Consider the following 16,793-nt stretch of genomic DNA (forward strand, 5'->3'; position numbering starts at 1 on the left):
CACTCACGAGTACCTAGGCCAGCCGCAGATCTCGTCCGGGCAAGGACCGCCGCCGGTCGGTCACCATGATCATCGCCAGTGTCCCGATTCCCAGCCACACCACCAGCTGCACGATCCCCGGCGTCAGTCCGTCCGTCCCGGTCAGCAGCGACCGCAACGCCACCAAGGCGCCGTTGGTCGGCAGGATCCCCAGCACGGTCCCGAAAAAGCCGGGCACGGTCGAAACCAGCGAAGCGCCGACGGTGAGTACAAGGATCGCGAGGGCGGCGAAGCGGCCAGGACGTTTGAAGATCGCCACCAGCGCTTGATTGACGACGGTGAACGTCCCGGCCGCGAGCACGAGCACCACCAGCAGGGTCACCGCCTTGCCGAAGCTCAGGCCGAGGAACGCCCAGAACACCCCGGTCAGGATCAGGGCGGTGAGCACCGCGAGTGTCGCGCCGGGGACGGCCGCGGCGAGGATGATGCGCCAGCTCGGCTCGCGGGTGGTGAGCACACTCGGCGGCACCGCCCGGATCACCTGGTACGTCGCCAGCGCGCAGCCCCACAGCGCCAGCACGAGGATCAGCGCCACCGCGCCTTCGCCGAACGATCCCGAGCCAGCCGTGTCGGCGATCGCGGGGGTGGCGGCGACCTGCTTGAGATGGTCGCGTTCGGCCTGGGTGTAGTCGGGCACCTTGCCCCGGCCGTCGTCGAGCCCCTTGGCCAGTTCCGAGGCACCCGATTCGGCGCGCTCGGCACCGTCGGCGGCCGAACGGGCGCCGGTGGCGAGTTCACCGGCACCGGTGGACAACGTCGTCGCGCCGCCGGCGAGCTGACCGGAGCCGTCGGCGAGCCGCCGTGCCCCGGAGTCGGCGGCCTTGACCCCGGCGTCGAGTTTCCGCGCGCCGTCGGCCGCCGTGCCGATGCCGCCCGCGAGTTCCTTCGACTTGTCCGCGAGCTGCCTGTTCCCGTCGGCGACCTTCTGCGAGCCCGCCGAAAGGTCTTGCACCGCTTTCTTCGTCCGGACGACGGCGTCGCGGATTTCGGCGCGTTTGCCGTCGAGGATCGTGGCGTCGGCCGTGAGCTTCTCCGAAGCGGCTTTGAGATCGGCGCAGAATTTCGTGTCCTGATCGCATTTCCGGGCCAGCTCGGCGAACTTCCGCGCCGAGTCGCCCGCCGAAGGAAGCGCGTCGATGATCCGCACGACCTTGTCCGCCAGCGGTGAGATCGTGTCGGCCAGCTGTTTGTTGCCGTTCGCGACCTGCTGGGCCCCGTCGGCCAGTTCCCTGGTCAGCCGGGGCAGCTGCGCGGTGTCCTTCTCGGCCTGGGTCAGCCCCGACGACAACCGGCCGGAACCGGTGGCGAGCTGCCCGGTGCCGTTCGCGAGCTCGCGCGCGCCGTCCGCCAACTGACCCGCCGCACCGCTGAGCTTTCCCGCCCCACCGGCGAGTTCGCCCGCGCCCGCGGCGAGCTTCCCGGTCCCGTCGGACAACTGCCGCAGCCCGACGACGAGCTGGCCGCCGCCGTCGGCCGCCTTCACCAATTGCTGGTGGATCGAGGAGAATCCGACGTACAGATTGTCCACATAGGTCTCGACGATCTGCCGGTTCAGCGCGGTGAGCGTCGCGTTCGCGACCTCCCGGCTCGCCACCGGGTCGATCAGGCCGGTGCGCTGTGACGTCTCGACGCGCATGATCGCCTGCTTCGCGTCGAGCGGCTTGCCCGACGTCGACGTGGCTTGGGCGGAGAAGTCGTGCGGAATCGTCACGACCGCCGAGTACGTGCCGTCGGAGATGCCCTCCTTCGCGTCCTCGGCGTCGGTGAGCACCCACGTGTACGCGGAATCCTCGCCGTGCACGAGGTTTCCGGCCAGTTCCCGGCCGAGCGGGATCAGCTGTCCGTTCACCGTCACCGGCTCGTCTTCGTTGACCACGGCGGCCTTGGCCGCGCCGTGGTTGTCTTCGGGCGACCAGAACGCCCACGCCAGCCCGAGCGCGACGATCACCGGCACGAGCACGATCCCGAGCCAGGTCTTCCAGGTCAGCGGTCCGATGGCGGTCGCACGGGCGGAACCGGTGAAGAAGCGGGACATCAGCGGACCTCGGCGGGGACGGGGGCGGGTGTCATGGCGAGACCCGCGACGGCGGTGGTTGGCAGCAGATCCCGCACGAGGGCGAGGCTCTGGCAGGACACCGCGAACGTCGCGGCCCGGCTCGCGAACGCGGCCCGCAGCTCCGCGCGCTGAGCGGTGGCGACGACGGTGTCCAGGTCGTCGAGGAAGACGAGCGCGACACCGTCTTCGAGCGCGCGGCGGACCTCGCCGGCGGGGTCGTCGGTCTCCTTGCAGGCGACGAAGGCCACGTTCCGCCGGACGGCGTGCGCGTGCTGCGGCAGCACCCGGCCGAGGACCTTCAGATCGCCGCGCACATTCGGGACACGACCGGCGAGCGCGTAGAGCAGGGCACTCTTGCCCGCCGGGCCGGAACCGTGCACGGCGAGGATCTCCCCCGGGCCGAGATGCAGTCCGACGTCGCGGAAGATCGTGCGGCCCCGGTCGTCGTCGGCCCGGAGACCGGCGGCACTGATCACTTCCGCCGAGCCGGGCGCGGGCCAGTCGGCGAGCCGGAGTTCGTGGACGAGACCGTCGCCCTCGGCGTCGAACACCGGGAGTTTGCGGTCCAGCCACGGCGGCAGCCCCCAGGCACGCGGGCCCAGCAGCGCGAGGATCGCCGGGACGAGCGTCATCCGCACCAGGAAGGCGTCCACGAACACCCCGACCGCGAGACTGAACGCGATCGGTTTGATCGTGGCGCTGCCGTCGGGCACGAAGGCGGCGAACACGCCCAGCATGATCACCGCCGCCGCGGTCACGACCCTCGACGCGGACACGAAACCCGTCTCGATCGCCTTGTGCGCGTCGCCGTGATGGACGTAGTCCTCCCGGATCCGCGACACGAGGAACACCTCGTAGTCCATGGCGAGTCCGAAAAGGACACCCATCAGGATGATCGGCAGGAAGCTGATCACGCTGCCGGTGCGGGTGACGCCCAGCGCCTCGGCCAGATGCCCCTGCCCGAACACGAACGACGTCGCGCCGAACGCCGCCCCGATCGAAAGCAGGTAGCCGAAGGTGGCCTTGAGCGGCACGAGGATCGAGCGGAACACCATCGCCAGCAGCACGAGCGAGAGCCCGACGACCAGGATGCCGAACGGCAGCAGCGCGTCACCGAGTTGCGTGGAGACGTCGATGCCGACGGCGGTGAACCCGGTGACGGCGGTTTGCACGCCGTACCGGTCCTTGAACTGCCCTTCCATGGACCGCAGCCGTTCGACGAGGTCGTCGGTCGCCTCGTCGTAGGCGCCGGTCGTCGGCACGACCTGGATGATCGCGGTGTCGCCCTTGGGATTCGGCGTGGCGAGCGGGACGACGGCGACGCCGGGCACCTCGCGGATGTCGTCGGCGATGCCGTTGGTGATCCCGACCGGGTCGGTGGTCGACAGGATGTCCGCGGTGACGACCAGCGGGCCGTTGAACCCGGGTCCGAAATGCTCGGCCACGGCGTCGTAGGCGACCCGCGCCGGAGTGCCGTCCTCGTCGGTCCCGTTGTCCGGCAAGGCGAGCCGGAGATCCAGCGCGGGCACCGACGCGATCGCCAGCACCCCGACGATCAGTCCGATCGTGACCCACGGCGACTTCGTGGCGAGCCGGACCCAGCGGAGGCTGAACCGCGTCTTCTTCTTGGTCTTCCGGGCTTTTCGTGGCTTCTTGGGCCGCAGCCGCTCGCCGGCGAACGCCAGCAGCGCGGGGATGAGCGTGATGGCCACGATCACCGCGACCGCGACACCACCCGCCGCCGCGATCCCCATCGTCGTCAGGAACGGGATCCCAGCGACGAACAAGCCCAGCAGCGCGATCACGACGGTGAGCCCGGCGAAGATGACCGCGGATCCGGCGGTGGCGGTCGCCCTGGCGATGGACTCCTCGACCTCCAGTCCTTCGGCGAGCTGATCCCGGTGCCGCGAAAGGAGGAAGAGCGCGTAGTCGATGCCGACGGCGAGCCCGAGCATGACCGCGAGCATCGGCGCCGTGGAGGACACCGTCGCCACCGAGGTCGCCGCGTAGACCAGCGCCACCGAGACCCCGACGCCGAGGATCGCCGTCAGCAAAGGCATCCCGGCCGCGATGAACGAACCGAACACCATCAGCAGCACCACGAGCGCGATGACGAGACCGATCCCCTCGGTGGGGGTGAGCTTCGGCACCTTGTCCGAGAACGCGTCGCCGCCGGTGAGCACCTCGGTGCCGTGGCCGATCCGGTACTCCAGGTCCTGCGCGATCCCGGCGAGCGCGGTCCGGGTCGACGGCTGGATGTCGGCGAGGCCGACGTCGAGCTGCACGGTGACCAAGGCGGCGCGGCCGTCCTTCGACACCGCGTCGTGCACGGCCGGGTCGAAGGGGTTGACCACCGCCGAGACCTGCGGGGCCCGGGTCAGCTCCGGGACCACGCCGGCGACCGAGTCGCGCACAGCGGCGGAGTCGGCACGCTGTCCTTCGGGAACAAGGACGACCAACTGCGCCGAAGTCCCGCTCACCTGCGGGAAGACGCGGCCGAGGTGATCGAGCGCCTCCTGGGATTCCGAGCCGGGGATCGCGAACGTGTCGTCGGTGCCCTGACCGAACAGCAGCGCCGCGCCGCCGGAGACACACAGCACGACCAGCCACAACGCGGTGACCAGTACGCGCCCGCGGGCGGCGAGCCTGCCGAGGCGGTAGAGGAATGACGACACGATCGGCTCCCGGCACTCGTTGGATACATGGCGTATCGTAATACACGCTGTATCCGATTCACGATGTATCCTGTCCCACAGCCGAGTGAACGGGGCCGATGCGAAAGAATGGCGAGATGACCGAGGAGCGGGGCGCCACCATGACCAGGCGCCGGGCGGACACCCGCCGACGGCTGATCGACGCGGCGTACGAGGCCTTCTCCGAACGCGGCATCCGGGACACCCCGGTCGAGCTGATCTGCGAGCGCGCCGGCTTCACCCGCGGCGCCTTCTACTCGAACTTCAGCTCGAAGGAAGACCTCTTCCTCGCCCTGTTCCAGGAGGAGACCGCGATCCGGCTCGAGCGGTTCCGCGAGGCAACCGAGAGCGTGCTCGGCGACGCCGTCGTCGGCGCGCACGAAGACCTCTCCCCCACGCTCGGGCGGATCGCCGAACTGTTCATGGTCGCGCTCAACGCCGACAAGGACTGGTACCTGCTGTGCGCGGAATTCCGCACCCAGGGCCTGCGGCAGCCGGAGATCCGCGACCGGATCGGCGCCGCGTTCCGGTACTTCCACACCGAGCTGGGCGCGGTACTGGTCGGCACGCTCGACCGGATCGACCGGCGATTGACGATCTCGGCGGACGACGCGGTGCACGTCCTGGTCGCCCTGTACGAACAGGGACTGCAGAACTACCTGCTGGAAGGCGGCGAACTCCCCGCCGACGGCCGGTTCGTCAGCGAACTGATCCCGAAGGTGATGGCGTCGCTCATCGTCCCGGCGAAGTGACCCGTCAGCACCGGGGCGGAAGCCACCCGGGCGTGGTCACCACCCGCTCGGGCGCCACGGGCATCTGCGACGTCTTCGGCCCGAAGACGAAGCCGACGAGCCCGCCGGGGCAGACCCGCACCGCGCCGGGCCCGTCCCGGGTCCCGGATTCGCGCCAGGCCACCGGATCCAGCCCGACCCGCCACACCTTCCAGAACGACGCTCCGTCCCGATGGCCGGTGCAGGGATCGTCCTCGGGCAGGCCCTCGACGCGGCAGACGTAGCGAGAATCGCCGTACGGCCCCGGTCCTTCCCCCAGCCGCACGGCGAGCCCGGATCGCTCGAGCGCGGTCCGCGCGTCACCGGGCGAACCGGACACACATCGCACGAGCACGCCGACCGCGACGGTCACCCCTTCCGTTCCCTCGCAGGCACCTGTTCGCGAAACGGGGTCCACGGCGGGAAAAAGGGCCAGCAGGCTGAGGAGCACAGTCAAGATCGACACCTTCGGATACTAGGGGTGCCCCCCTGGCTGCGCACAGTGAATCTTTCGAGAAGTGCCGACACAAATCACGCTCCGTTTCGCACGAAACGGGAGAATATGTCGGAAATTGCCCTGTTCTGGGGACTTGCGCATTCTCCGGCGCGGGAAAAAGATGTGTTCTTCTCGCGCGCACCACTCCATCGGGTGCGGCTCTTCGAAAGGTTCAGAGCGTGACGCGCAGGCGCCTTGTCGCATTCGTCGTTCCCCTCGCCCTCGCCGGATTCCTGCTCACCGCGGGCGGCACCGCCCACTCGCGGCAGCCAGCCCAGAGCCCGGTCGACATCTCCCCCGGCGCGATCAGGTTCGATCCCACCCTGCCGAGGCTGGACATCTCCTACGGCCACTCGGATCTGGACCTCGAATACATCCGGAAGGACGCGTCGGACGCCGACGGATGCGGCACGAGGAACCGCGAAGAAACCGAAGAGGCCATCGTCAGGCCGGGCACCGGGCACGTCACACTCGCCGGGGTCCGCTACGAACTCGAACAGTTCCATTTCCACACCCCGTCCGAACACCGTTTCCGTGGCCGCACCGATCCGCTGGAAATGCATTTCGTGCACCGAAGCGCCGCCGGGAAACTGCTGGTGATCGGCGTGCCCCTGCGTTCGGGCGCCGAGTCGCCGGTGGATCGCGTCCTGGCGAAACTCGCCCCGGAGTGCGGTGAAACGGTGGCGCTGGCGGACTTCGACCTCGCCACGCTCCTGCCCCGCGACCGGAGCACGCTGCGCTACGACGGATCCCTCACCACGGCCCCGTTCACCGAAGGCGTGCAGTGGTTCCTGATGTCCGAGCAGACCGTCTCGCCGTCGACGGTCGCGCGGTTCCAGGGCCTGTTCGGTGCGGGCAACGCCCGCTCGCCCCAGCCGCTCAACGGGCGGCGGCTGACCGTCGTACCCCAGTTCTCGTGAGTGGCGAGGACGGTTAGAACCGTCCTTGCCACTCACGAGGCGAGAGGTCTCGTTTCATCGGGATTTCATGGCCCCGCCCTACGGTTCCGGGCACGGATCCGCGGCCGCGGACCGGTTGCCCACCGAGGAGACGTGCATGAGCCCGGCGAGCCGGACCCCGTACAACATGGTGACGCCCCGGGACGACGCGCCGAGCCCCGGGCAGCGGGACGGGGTCGTCGGACCGGGCTGGAGCTGGGCGGCGTTCGCCACGCCGTGGGCCGACGGCCGCCCGTCGCCGAAGTACCGGTGGACGCTGTTCGACACCGCCGCCGACGCCGTCGAAGACCTCCGTCGCTGCCTCGAGCACAGCGCAGTCGGCAGGCGCGGCGCCCTCTGCGCCTCCGTGCTCCGCAAACGAGGCGCGGCAAGGGAATTGGTGCTGTGCGACGCCGCGGAGTGGGCTTACGCCGTCCACGAGGTCCGCGCCGGGGTGCATCTGGCCGACGCCGCCGACACCTATTTCGCGCGCTGGCGGGCGAGCATGGCCGGGCACCGTTTCACGATCGTCAACGCCGGAGTACCGACTGTCTGGTGAGGTCCAGGCCTTCCAGCGCGAGGGTGCGCTGAAGGGAATCGCCGTCGGGTCCGATGGTGGTGAGCACCCATTCGAAATGCTCCCTGGCGGCCACCGGATCGCCCGCCGCGAGATGAGTGCGGCCGAGCCGGTTGCGGATCTCGGACTCCATCCCGACGACGGTCTCCTCGGTGACCGCCGTCAGCGCGCGCCGCTGGAGTTCGAACGCCTCGGAGAGATTCCCCAGTTCCAGTTCCGCGGCACCCAGGCGGGCGAGGCTGGTCGCGACCAGCAGGCCGTCCGTGGTCTCTTCGGCGAGTTCGACGGACCGCCGGAGGTCGAGCGCGGCTTCGGCGAACCTGCCGATTTCGAGCTGAACCGTGCCGATATGACACAGCACCCTCGCCAGCATCCCCGCGCTGCCGATCTCCTCGCTCAGCTCACGGGCGCGGCCGAGGTGACCGAGCGCTTCTTCGTGCTCGCCCTGCAGATAAGCGAGATAGCCCAGCGCCGACAACGATCTCTCGGCGAGCCAGCGGTCTTCCACCTCCTCGGCCAAGACCATCACCCGCCGCATCCCGGGGATGGCGAGATCGTGCCGTCCGGCGATCAGGTCCGCCATGGTGAGCCCGCCCAGCGCCCGCGCCTCCACGCCGCGGTCCCCGGAGGACTGGCCCGCGCGCAAAGCGTCGTCGAACCAGCCTCGGGCCCGGTCCAGCTGGCCTTGCATGGCGTAGGCGTAGCCGAGGCAGAACCGCAGCGAAGAGACGAGGCGTTCGTCGTCGGCCTGTTCGGCCAGCGGCAGCGCGATCTGCAGCGCCGTCCGGCATTCGTGGTATCGCTGCTGGCGGGCGAGATAGTCGACGAGCCCCTCGGCGACAGAGCACGCGAGGTCGTGCAGCCCGGATTCGGCCGCCTGGGCCACCACCTCCGGCAGGTCGCCGACGGCGTCGAGCCAGGCGGAAGCGTCACGCTGACCGGTGAACGGCCCTCCCGTCTCCAGCGGGAACCGCGCGACGCCCCATTCGCTCGCCCGGCGAGCGGCGCCGAGATACAAGCCGTACACCCGTTTCCGTGCCGCTTCGGCGGCCTCTTCCGGCATCTCCCCGGCGAGCCGCCGGGCGTAGACCGCCACCAGGTCGTGCAGCCGGTAGCGGCCGCTCGCCGGCTCCTGCACGAGGCTGGCGTCGACCAGGCTTTCCAGCCGCCGTTCGGCTTCGGCGGGCGAGCAGTCCAACAGGGCGGAGACAGAAAGCCGGTCGAACTCGGCCGTCGGCGACAGGCCGAGCACACTGAACGCGTCCTGCTCGGCGGGCCGCAGCTGTTCGTACGACAGGCGCAGCGCCACCTCGACGCTGCGATCCTCGGCGGTCAGCTCGCCGAGCCTGCGCTCGTCGTCCGACATCCGGTCCACCAGATCCTTGAACGTCCACATCGGACGGTTCTGCAGCCGGGCGCCCGCGATCCGCAGCGCGAGCGGCAAACGACCGCACAGCCCGGCGAGCGCGCGCACGGCGAACCGCTCCCCCTCGGCCCTCGGCGCTCCGACGATGCGGCCGAGCAGCCGCTCCGCCGCTTCGAGACCCAGCGCGCCGAGGGAAACGCGGCGGTCGGCGTCCAAACCGGACAGACGGCGACGGCTGGTCACCAGCACCCGGCTGCCCGGCCCGGACGGCAGCAACGGCCGCACCTGACCGGCGGACTCGGCGTTGTCGAGCACCAGCAGCAACCGCAGCTGCGCGGTCGCCGCCCGCCACGACGCGGACAGCTCGTCGAGATCGTCCGGCATGAGCCCGTCTTCGACCCCGACCGCGCGCAGCAGCCGCCGCAGCGCGCGCTCCGGCGTCACCGGCTCACGACCTTCGGTGTAGCCATGGAGATCGACGAACAACGCACCGTCCGGATAGGACTCGCGGAGCCGGTGGGCCGCGCGTACCGCGAGCGTGGTCTTCCCCGCGCCCGCGACACCGTCGACGGTGTCGACCGAGACCGACTCCGGATCGCCGTCCGCCACGAGCAGCGCGAGTTCCCGGTCCCGGCCGACGAGTTCGCCGTTGGCGGCGGGCAGTTCGTTGCGGATCCGGCGAGCAGGCTCCCGGCGCGGGGCGACACCGAGCTGCGCCTCGTCCCCGCGCAGCACCGCCTCCTGTACCTGCCGCAGCTCCTCGCCCGGCTCGACGCCGAGCTGCTCCACCAGCCGCTCGCGGACCTCGGTGAACACCTCCAGCGCCTCCGCCTGCCGCCCGCCGCCGTAGAGCGCCCGCATCAGCAAGGCGGCCAGCGGCTCGCTCGGCGGGTCGGCGGACACCAGCGCCGAGAGCTCGCCGATCACCTCGTCGAACCGTCCGAGTTTCAGCTGGGCCCGCAGTTTCCGGCGCAGCAACAGCAGCTTGCGTTCCTCCAGCCGTCGCCGCTCGCCCTGGACGAACGCGCCGGGCAATCCCGTCAGCGGCTCGCCGTGGAACAGCCGGAGGGCCTCGGCGAAGGTGTCCACCGCGGCGACGAGGTCGCCCGATTCCTCGGCGGCGGCCGCGACGGCGGCGATCTCTTCCAGCCGGACCACGTCGAGGCGCACCCCGCCGCTGGCGAACCGGTAGCCGCCGCGGTCGGACACGATCACCGAGTCCCGCGGCTTCGTCCCCGAGGTGTCCAGGCATTGCCGCAGCCGCCGGACGTACACCGGCAACACGTTCGACTCCGGCGGCTTCTCCCACAGCCCGTCGGTGAGTTCGTAGTGGCTGACGGTCACGTCCGGGCGCAGCAGCAGACCGGCGAGGACGGCCTGCTGGCGGACCGGACCGAGGTCCAGCCGGGTCTCGCCGTGCCAGGCCCGCAACGGGCCGAGCACCTCGAACCGCAGCCTCGAATCCGACATGATCCCCCCATCGTTCCGCATCAGCCCGGCACCACGATCCCGTGGTCGAACGCGTACACGATCGCGGCCGCCCGGTCCCGCAACTGGAGCTTGGTGAAGATCCGGCCGATATGGCTTTTCACCGTCACCTCCGAAATCACGAGGGTCTCGGCGATCTCCGCGTTGGTCAGCCCCCGGCCGATCGCCCTGAGCACGTCCTGTTCCCTCGGTGTCAGCAGTTCCGGTGAGCGTCCGCCGCTGCCGTTCCCGGCGGCCTGCCGGTAGGCGGCGAGCACCCGCCCGGTGACCCCGGGATCCAGCCAGGCGTCGCCCGCGGCGACCGCGCGGACGGCCCGGATCAGGTCTTCGGCGGGAGAATCCTTGAGCACATAGCCCGCCGCGCCCGCCCGCAGCGCGTCGGCCAAGAGGTTGTCGTCGTCGAAGGTGGTGAGCGCGAGCACGGGCGGATGCCCGCCGGTCCGCCGCAGCCTCCTGGTGGCCTCGACACCGCCGACGTTCTTCATCCGCAGGTCCATCACGATGACGTCGACCTCGGCGGCGGCCAGTGCCGCGGGCACCTCCGAGCCGTCGCCGCATTCCCCCGCGATGACGAACCCGTCGCGCCGTCGCAGGATGCGCCGCAGCCCGGACCGGACCAGCTCCTGGTCGTCGACCAGCAGCACCTGGATCTCGGCGGCGGTCACGGTTTGACTCCCGGCACGGTGACCCGCACGATCCACTGCCTGCCGCTCGGCCCGGCGCTGAGATCGGCGCCAAGCTGGGCGGCCCGGACGGCCATCCCGGCCAGCCCCGAGCCGTCCTCGGCGGCGCGGCGGACGGTCGAGGGGAGGGTGTTGCTGACGACGAGGTGCAAACCCGAACGGCCGGCGTTCAGCCGGACCTCCGCGGTCGCGCCGGGGGCGTGCTTGACGACGTTGACAAGTGATTCCTGCACGATCCGGTAGAGGCCCAATCCTTCCGAGGCGCCTACCCGGCCGAGGTCGCCTTCCTGTGTATAGCGCACCGCCAGTCCGGCGCTGCGGGTGCGTTCCACCAGCGTCGCGATGTCCTCCACGCCCGGCAGCGGGGCACTGCCCGACGGGGAGTCGGCGAGCAGGCCGACCGTGCGGCGGATGTCGGCCATCGCGGCGCGTCCCACCTGCTCGGCTTCGGTCAGCGCTTCGATCGCCTCGTCGACGTCGCGGTCCTGCTGCAACGCGTGCCGGGCACCGGTCAGGTGCAGCAGGGTGATGCTGAGCGAATGGCCGACGACGTCGTGCACCTCACGCGCGATGCGCTGGCGTTCGGCGAGCAGGGCCTTGTCGCGGGAGGCGTCACGGTTGTCGCGTTCGGCGTCCAGCACCCTGGTGTACCAGCGGACCATGAGCCCGCCGCTGAGCCCGAGCAGGATCGCGACCATGTAGACCGGCCCGCCGATCAGCCCGCCCCAGATCCCCGCCACGGCCAGCACCGCCTCACCCGCGGCCGTGACGAGGGCGATCCCCCACGTCGTCCGCAGGACACTGCCCGCTTCGGTGGCCGCGACCAGCAGCAGCAGCGGCGCGAAATCCGGGAGTGCCGGCTCGACGAGCAGGACCGCGGCCGCGGCGATCAGCGCCGCCACCCGCGCCCACGGCACCACCCAGCCCGTGACGGCCCAGGCCAGCGGCGTGGCGAGCACGAGCAGCCCGCCCAGCGCGACCGGCTGCGGCGGCACCAACGCGTCCCGCTGCACCACGGCGACCACGGCGAACACCACGCTCAGCAGGGTGGAGGTCGCCGGAACCCACCACGGCAGGCTCAAGCCCGCCCGGGTGAGGCTGGCCTGCACCCGTGCCCGGAACCGGTTCCGCAAGATCTCCAGCACGCCATCAGCCTAGGAAGCGCCGGGAAGCGAGTCATCGTGCGGCGGGCGGCACCCGTCTCCGCCCACGGTAGGAGGCCGGGCGAGCACGGTGGGATGAAATCCGGATGAAACCAGGGTTGGTCATTCCTGGCTGAGCGCGACCCAGTTCAGTTTCTCCTGTTCTCGTTTCGGCAGGCCCGCGACGACGAGGTCGTAGGAGTCCTCGATCATCTCCCGGACGAAATCGTCGGTCAGCGAACCGTCCAGCTCGACGGTGTTCCAGTGTCGTTTGTTCAGGTGGTAGCCGGGGATGATCGCCGGATGCTCGGCGCGCAACCGGACGGCGAGGTCGGGCTCGCATTTGAGACTGATCCGCAGCGGTTTCGCCTTCAGCGGGCCGAGCGCGAACACCTTGCCCGCGACCTTGTACACGTTGATGTCGTCGCCGAACGGGAACTCCTCCCTGGCGCCAGGGAGGCCGAGGCAGAGCTTCCGGAGAGCGGCTGGCTTCATGGCGTTCAGGCTAACCGCGACCACCGACAGAAACCTGTCCCGTCCGGAACGTTGACCGGCTGTCGGTGATTCACTGACGATGGGTGGAGCCGACTGGGTGGAGGCGAAACCGAAATGCGCGTGAAGCAGCTCGCCGTAGCGGGAATCCTGTTGCTGGGCGTCGTACCGGGGGTCGCCGCGGCGGCCCCGCCGTCTCGAGTGGAAAGCGCCGCCCCGAGCGGCTGGGTGGGCACCTGGGCGGCGGCTCCCGCGGCCGGGGTGGCCGGGACCGACAACGGCTACCCGAACTTCTCGATCCGCAACATCGTGCACACCAGCGTCGGCGGGCACGAGGTGCGCGTGCGGCTGTCCAACGCCTTCGGCCGGACGCCGGTGCTGTTCGGCCGCGTGACCGTCGCGGTCGCCGCCGGCCCGGACACCCCACAGGCCGTGCCCGGCACGATGCGCACGCTGACCTTCGGCGGAGACCGCGAGGTCACCGTGCCGCCGGGGGCCGACATCGTCAGCGACGGCACGGCGCTGACGGTGCCGAGGGACGGCGATCTCCTGGTCACCACGTACACGCCGGCGCCGTCGGGTCCGGTCACCTACCACCCGCTGGCGATGCAGAACTCGTACTTCACCCGGAACGGCGACAAGGCGGCCGACGAGTCGGCGGCGGCGTTCCCGGAGAAGACCGCGGTCTGGCACTACGTGTCCGGAGTGGACGTCCGTGGCCGCGGGCTGCGCGGCAGCGTCGTGGCGATCGGCGACTCGATCACCGACGGCGCGAACTCCACCTGGGGCGCGAACCTGCGCTGGCCCGATCAGCTCGCCGACAAGATCAGCGCGCGGACGGGCGTGCTCAACGCCGGGATCAGCGGCAACCGGCTGCTGCTCGACGGCGGCAGCTACGGCGTCAACGCGCTGGCCCGGCTGGACCGCGACGTGCTCGGCCAGTCCGGCGTGCGGACGGCGATCGTGTTCGAGGGCATCAACGACATCCAGCAGACGCCGCACCAGGCGGACCCGGACAAGATCATCTCGGCGTTGAAGCAGATCGCCGGCCGGGCGCACGACCGCGGTCTGCGGGTGCTGGGCGCGACGATCACGCCGTGGAAGGGCTGGGGTTCGTACACGCCGCAGCTCGAGGAGACGCGGCAGGCGGTGAACCGGTTCATCCGGACGAGCCGGCTCTTCGACGGCTACCTCGACTTCGACGCGGTGATCCGCGACCCCGCCGACCCGCAGCGGATGAAACCCGAGTACGACTCCGGCGATCACCTCCACCCCGGCGACAAGGGCTTCACCGCCATGGCGGACGCCGTCCCGCTGTCCGGGCTCGGCTAGCAATCAAGGGCTGCGCCAGGCGGTTCGGTGGGGCACGATGAACTGATGGCGAGCAGCGACAGCGGTATCCGGGAGACGGCGCGGCTGGTCCGGTTCGCGGAACACGAAGCGCGAGCCGAAACCCTCCGGGCACGGCTCGCCGACCTCCACGGCACCATCCGGTTGGCGAAGCGGACGTCGAACCTGTTCCGGGCACGGAAGGCGACCAGCACACCGGGGCTGGACGTCTCGGGATTCACGCACGTGCTCGACGTCGATCCCTTGGCGCGCACGGCCGACGTCGAAGGCATGGTCACCTACGAGCAATTGGTGGACGCGACCCTGCCCCACGGGCTGATGCCGCTGGTCGTTCCGCAGCTCAAGACGATCACGCTCGGCGGCGCGGTCACCGGTCTCGGCATCGAGTCGTCCTCGTTCCGCAACGGGCTCGTGCACGAGTCGGTGCTGGAGATGGAGCTGCTCACCGGCGACGGCCGGATCGTCGTCGCCAGGCCGGACAACGAGCACAGCGAGCTCTTCCAGGGCTTCCCGAACTCGTACGGGACGCTCGGCTACGCGTTGCGGTTGAAGATCGAGCTGGAGCCGGTGAAGCCGTACGTCCGGCTCGACCACGTCCGGTACGACGACACGGAGGAGTACTTCGCGGCGCTCGGTGAAGCATGCCGCAGCGGGTCGGCCGACTTCGTGGACGGAACGGTCTTCGGGCCGGGCGAGCAGTACTTGACCCTGGGCACCTTCACCTCGTCGGCACCGGTGACCAGCGATTACACCTGGCTCGACATCTACTACAAGTCGATCCGCGCCCGCGAGACCGACCATCTGAGCGTCCGGGACTACCTGTGGCGCTGGGACACGGACTGGTTCTGGTGCTCGCGGGCGTTCGGCGTGCAGCACCGGCTCCCCCGGCTGCTGCTGGGCAGGCGGCTGCTGCGGTCGTCGGTCTACTGGAAGGTCGTCGCGCTCGACCGCCGGTTCGGGATCGCCGCGAAACTGCTCAAGCTGCGCCGTCTTCCGCCGGAAGAGACCGTGGTCCAGGACATCGAGGTACCGCTGTCGCGGGCCGCGGAGTTCCTGGACTTCTTCCGCCGCGAGATCCCGATCAGCCCGGTGTGGGTCTGCCCGCTGAAGCAGCGGCCCGGCGGCGTGAACTCGCCACTGTACGAACTGGATCCCGAAACGCTCTACGTCAACTTCGGGTTCTGGTCCGCGGTACCGCTGGACCCCGGTGAGGCCCCGGATACGCACAATCGGCTGATCGAGGCCGAAGTGACCCGGCTCGGCGGGCGGAAATCGCTGTACTCCGACAGTTTCTATGCCGAAGACGAGTTCTGGCGGCTGTACAACGGCGACGCCTACCGGAAATTGAAGACGGCCTACGACCCCGATGGCCGCCTGCTCGACCTGTACGCGAAATGCGTGCGGCGGCGGTGATCGGGCCCGGGAGAAGAGAGACGACCATGGCTGGGACGACCACCGTCGGGAAGATCTTCGAGCGGTTGCTCGGCCCGAGCGCCGAAGTGTCCATCACCGGCTACGACGGCAGCACGAGCGGGCCGGCGGACGCACCCGTGTCGATCCAGGTGCGGTCGCCGCTGGCGCTGACGTATCTGATGTCGTCCCCTGGCGACCTCGGGCTCGCCCGTGCATACGTCGCCGGCGCGCTCGACGTCGACGGCGATCTCTACACGGCGTTGCGCGCGCTCGTTTCCCAGGTCGATCAGCTCAGCGCCGCGGACCGGTTGTGGCTGCTGCGTGAGCTCGGGCCGAGGCACCTGCGCCGCGTCGCCCCGCCCGCCGAAGAACTGCCGAGCCGCGCCAAGCGCGTCTTCGACGGGCTACGGCACTCGAAAGCGCGAGACAGCAACGCGATCTCGAACCATTACGACGTCTCGAACCGGTTCTACGAACTGGTGCTCGGCCCGTCGATGGCCTACACGTGCGCCGCGTATCCGTCCGGCGACGCGTCGCTGGAAGAGGCGCAGGCGCACAAATTCGACCTGGTGTGCCGGAAACTCGGGCTCCGGCCCGGGATGCGGCTGCTGGACGTCGGCTGCGGCTGGGGCGGGATGGTCGAGCACGCCGTCGAGAACTACGGCGTCGAGGCGCTGGGCGTCACCCTTTCGCGCGAGCAGGCGCAATGGGCGCAGAAGGACATCGTGACCAAGGGGCTCGCGGACAAGGCCGAAGTACGGCATCTCGACTACCGTGACGTCACCGAAACGGGTTTCGACGCGGTGTCGTCGATCGGGCTCACCGAGCACATCGGCGCGCGCAACCTTCCGTCGTACTTCCGTTTCCTCGCCGGGAAACTCAAACCGCACGGGCGTTTGCTGAACCACTGCATCACCAACCCGGACACCTCCGTGCCGCACCGGTCACGCGGGTTCATCGACCGATACGTCTTCCCGGACGGCGAACTGGAATCCGTCGGCGAGATCGCCACCGCGATGCACGACAGCGGACTGGAGGTGCGGCATTCGGAGAACCTCCGTGAGCACTACGCCACCACCCTCGGTGCCTGGTGTGCCAACCTCGACGCGAACTGGGACGAAGCCGTCGCCGAAGCGGGCGCGGGCCGGAGCCGCGTCTGGGCGCTGTACATGGCCGCGTGCCGCCTCGCCTTCGAGCGGCGGGAGATCGAACTGCACCAGGTGCTCGGGGTGAAGGCCGGTCCGGACGGCGACGCGGGCATGCCGCTGCGGCCGGACTGGGGCGTTTAGC

13 protein-coding genes are annotated in these 16,793 nt (G+C 70.1%); 6 read left to right on the plus strand and 7 right to left on the minus strand.

Annotated features, from left to right (window positions below):
• Positions 1 to 13: 13 nt before the first annotated feature.
• Positions 14 to 2,074 carry a YhgE/Pip family protein gene (locus tag ACFWIW_RS19935; RefSeq protein WP_378369779.1) on the minus strand — a complete coding sequence of 687 codons (2,061 nt, stop codon included), beginning with the start codon at positions 2,072 to 2,074 and terminating at the stop codon, positions 14 to 16.
• Entirely contained in the window at positions 2,074 to 4,770 is a 2,697-nt protein-coding gene (locus tag ACFWIW_RS19940; RefSeq protein ID WP_378369780.1) for an MMPL family transporter, read from the minus strand. The genes ACFWIW_RS19935 and ACFWIW_RS19940 overlap by 1 nt, the downstream gene beginning before the upstream one ends.
• Positions 4,771 to 4,886: 116 nt before the next feature.
• Here ACFWIW_RS19940 and ACFWIW_RS19945 point away from each other — a divergent pair, with 116 nt between their 5' ends.
• Positions 4,887 to 5,540, plus strand: a complete 654-nt coding sequence (locus ACFWIW_RS19945; protein ID WP_378369781.1) for a TetR/AcrR family transcriptional regulator — start codon at positions 4,887 to 4,889, stop codon at positions 5,538 to 5,540.
• 4 nt (positions 5,541 to 5,544) lie between these two features.
• On the opposite strand, the gene ACFWIW_RS19950 is transcribed toward ACFWIW_RS19945, so the two are convergent.
• Positions 5,545 to 6,015 carry a hypothetical protein gene (locus ACFWIW_RS19950; protein WP_378369782.1) on the minus strand — a complete coding sequence of 157 codons (471 nt, stop codon included), beginning with the start codon at positions 6,013 to 6,015 and terminating at the stop codon, positions 5,545 to 5,547.
• A 218-nt stretch (positions 6,016 to 6,233) separates the two neighbouring features.
• Between ACFWIW_RS19950 and ACFWIW_RS19955 the strand changes: the two genes are divergently transcribed.
• Both ACFWIW_RS19955 and ACFWIW_RS19960 read left to right on the plus strand, forming a co-directional pair.
• Entirely contained in the window at positions 6,234 to 6,974 is a 741-nt protein-coding gene (locus tag ACFWIW_RS19955; protein ID WP_378369783.1) for a carbonic anhydrase family protein, read from the plus strand.
• 136 nt (positions 6,975 to 7,110) lie between these two features.
• Positions 7,111 to 7,551: a hypothetical protein gene (locus ACFWIW_RS19960; RefSeq protein WP_378369784.1), complete on the plus strand. Its 441-nt coding sequence runs from the start codon at positions 7,111 to 7,113 to the stop codon at positions 7,549 to 7,551.
• Here the strand turns inward: ACFWIW_RS19960 and ACFWIW_RS19965 are convergent.
• The 4 genes from ACFWIW_RS19965 to ACFWIW_RS19980 all read right to left on the minus strand — a co-directional run bounded on the left by ACFWIW_RS19965 (position 7,523) and on the right by ACFWIW_RS19980 (position 12,743).
• Positions 7,523 to 10,426 carry a BTAD domain-containing putative transcriptional regulator gene (locus tag ACFWIW_RS19965; protein ID WP_378369785.1) on the minus strand — a complete coding sequence of 968 codons (2,904 nt, stop codon included), beginning with the start codon at positions 10,424 to 10,426 and terminating at the stop codon, positions 7,523 to 7,525. The genes ACFWIW_RS19960 and ACFWIW_RS19965 overlap by 29 nt on opposite strands.
• Positions 10,426 to 11,088: a response regulator gene (locus ACFWIW_RS19970; RefSeq protein ID WP_378369786.1), complete on the minus strand. Its 663-nt coding sequence runs from the start codon at positions 11,086 to 11,088 to the stop codon at positions 10,426 to 10,428. The genes ACFWIW_RS19965 and ACFWIW_RS19970 overlap by 1 nt, the downstream gene beginning before the upstream one ends.
• Entirely contained in the window at positions 11,085 to 12,251 is a 1,167-nt protein-coding gene (locus ACFWIW_RS19975; protein ID WP_378369787.1) for a sensor histidine kinase, read from the minus strand. Before ACFWIW_RS19975 ends, ACFWIW_RS19970 begins: the two co-directional genes overlap by 4 nt.
• Before the next feature lie 120 nt (positions 12,252 to 12,371).
• Positions 12,372 to 12,743 (minus strand): MmcQ/YjbR family DNA-binding protein, encoded by a 372-nt coding sequence (locus ACFWIW_RS19980; RefSeq protein ID WP_378369788.1) that lies wholly within the window; start codon positions 12,741 to 12,743, stop codon positions 12,372 to 12,374.
• Between the two features lie 114 nt (positions 12,744 to 12,857).
• Here ACFWIW_RS19980 and ACFWIW_RS19985 point away from each other — a divergent pair, with 114 nt between their 5' ends.
• From ACFWIW_RS19985 to ACFWIW_RS19995, 3 genes are read left to right on the plus strand one after another with little or no spacing between them, the layout of a single operon-like run.
• Positions 12,858 to 14,072 carry an SGNH/GDSL hydrolase family protein gene (locus ACFWIW_RS19985; protein ID WP_378369789.1) on the plus strand — a complete coding sequence of 405 codons (1,215 nt, stop codon included), beginning with the start codon at positions 12,858 to 12,860 and terminating at the stop codon, positions 14,070 to 14,072.
• A gap of 45 nt (positions 14,073 to 14,117) precedes the next feature.
• Positions 14,118 to 15,503: an FAD-binding oxidoreductase gene (locus ACFWIW_RS19990; protein ID WP_378369790.1), complete on the plus strand. Its 1,386-nt coding sequence runs from the start codon at positions 14,118 to 14,120 to the stop codon at positions 15,501 to 15,503.
• Positions 15,504 to 15,529: 26 nt separating this feature from the next.
• Complete coding sequence (locus ACFWIW_RS19995) at positions 15,530 to 16,792, plus strand: class I SAM-dependent methyltransferase (protein WP_378369791.1); 1,263 nt, start codon at positions 15,530 to 15,532, stop codon at positions 16,790 to 16,792.
• Position 16,793 lies beyond the last annotated feature (1 nt).

Source organism: Amycolatopsis sp. NPDC058340 (assembly GCF_042723975.1).
In the GTDB taxonomy this organism is placed as follows: domain Bacteria; phylum Actinomycetota; class Actinomycetes; order Mycobacteriales; family Pseudonocardiaceae; genus Amycolatopsis.

Excerpts from the sequence above, each read along its gene's own strand:
- ACFWIW_RS19935 (WP_378369779.1), bottom strand. The coding sequence starts at position 2,074 with ATGTCCCGCTTCTTCACCGGTTCCGCCCGTGCGACCGCCATCGGACCG.
- ACFWIW_RS19945 (WP_378369781.1), top strand. The coding sequence starts at position 4,887 with ATGACCGAGGAGCGGGGCGCCACCATGACCAGGCGCCGGGCGGACACC.
- ACFWIW_RS19960 (WP_378369784.1), top strand. The coding sequence starts at position 7,111 with ATGAGCCCGGCGAGCCGGACCCCGTACAACATGGTGACGCCCCGGGAC.
- ACFWIW_RS19965 (WP_378369785.1), bottom strand. The coding sequence starts at position 10,426 with ATGCGGAACGATGGGGGGATCATGTCGGATTCGAGGCTGCGGTTCGAG.
- ACFWIW_RS19980 (WP_378369788.1), bottom strand. The coding sequence starts at position 12,743 with ATGAAGCCAGCCGCTCTCCGGAAGCTCTGCCTCGGCCTCCCTGGCGCC.
- ACFWIW_RS19985 (WP_378369789.1), top strand. The coding sequence starts at position 12,858 with ATGCGCGTGAAGCAGCTCGCCGTAGCGGGAATCCTGTTGCTGGGCGTC.
- ACFWIW_RS19990 (WP_378369790.1), top strand. The coding sequence starts at position 14,118 with ATGGCGAGCAGCGACAGCGGTATCCGGGAGACGGCGCGGCTGGTCCGG.
- ACFWIW_RS19995 (WP_378369791.1), top strand. The coding sequence starts at position 15,530 with ATGGCTGGGACGACCACCGTCGGGAAGATCTTCGAGCGGTTGCTCGGC.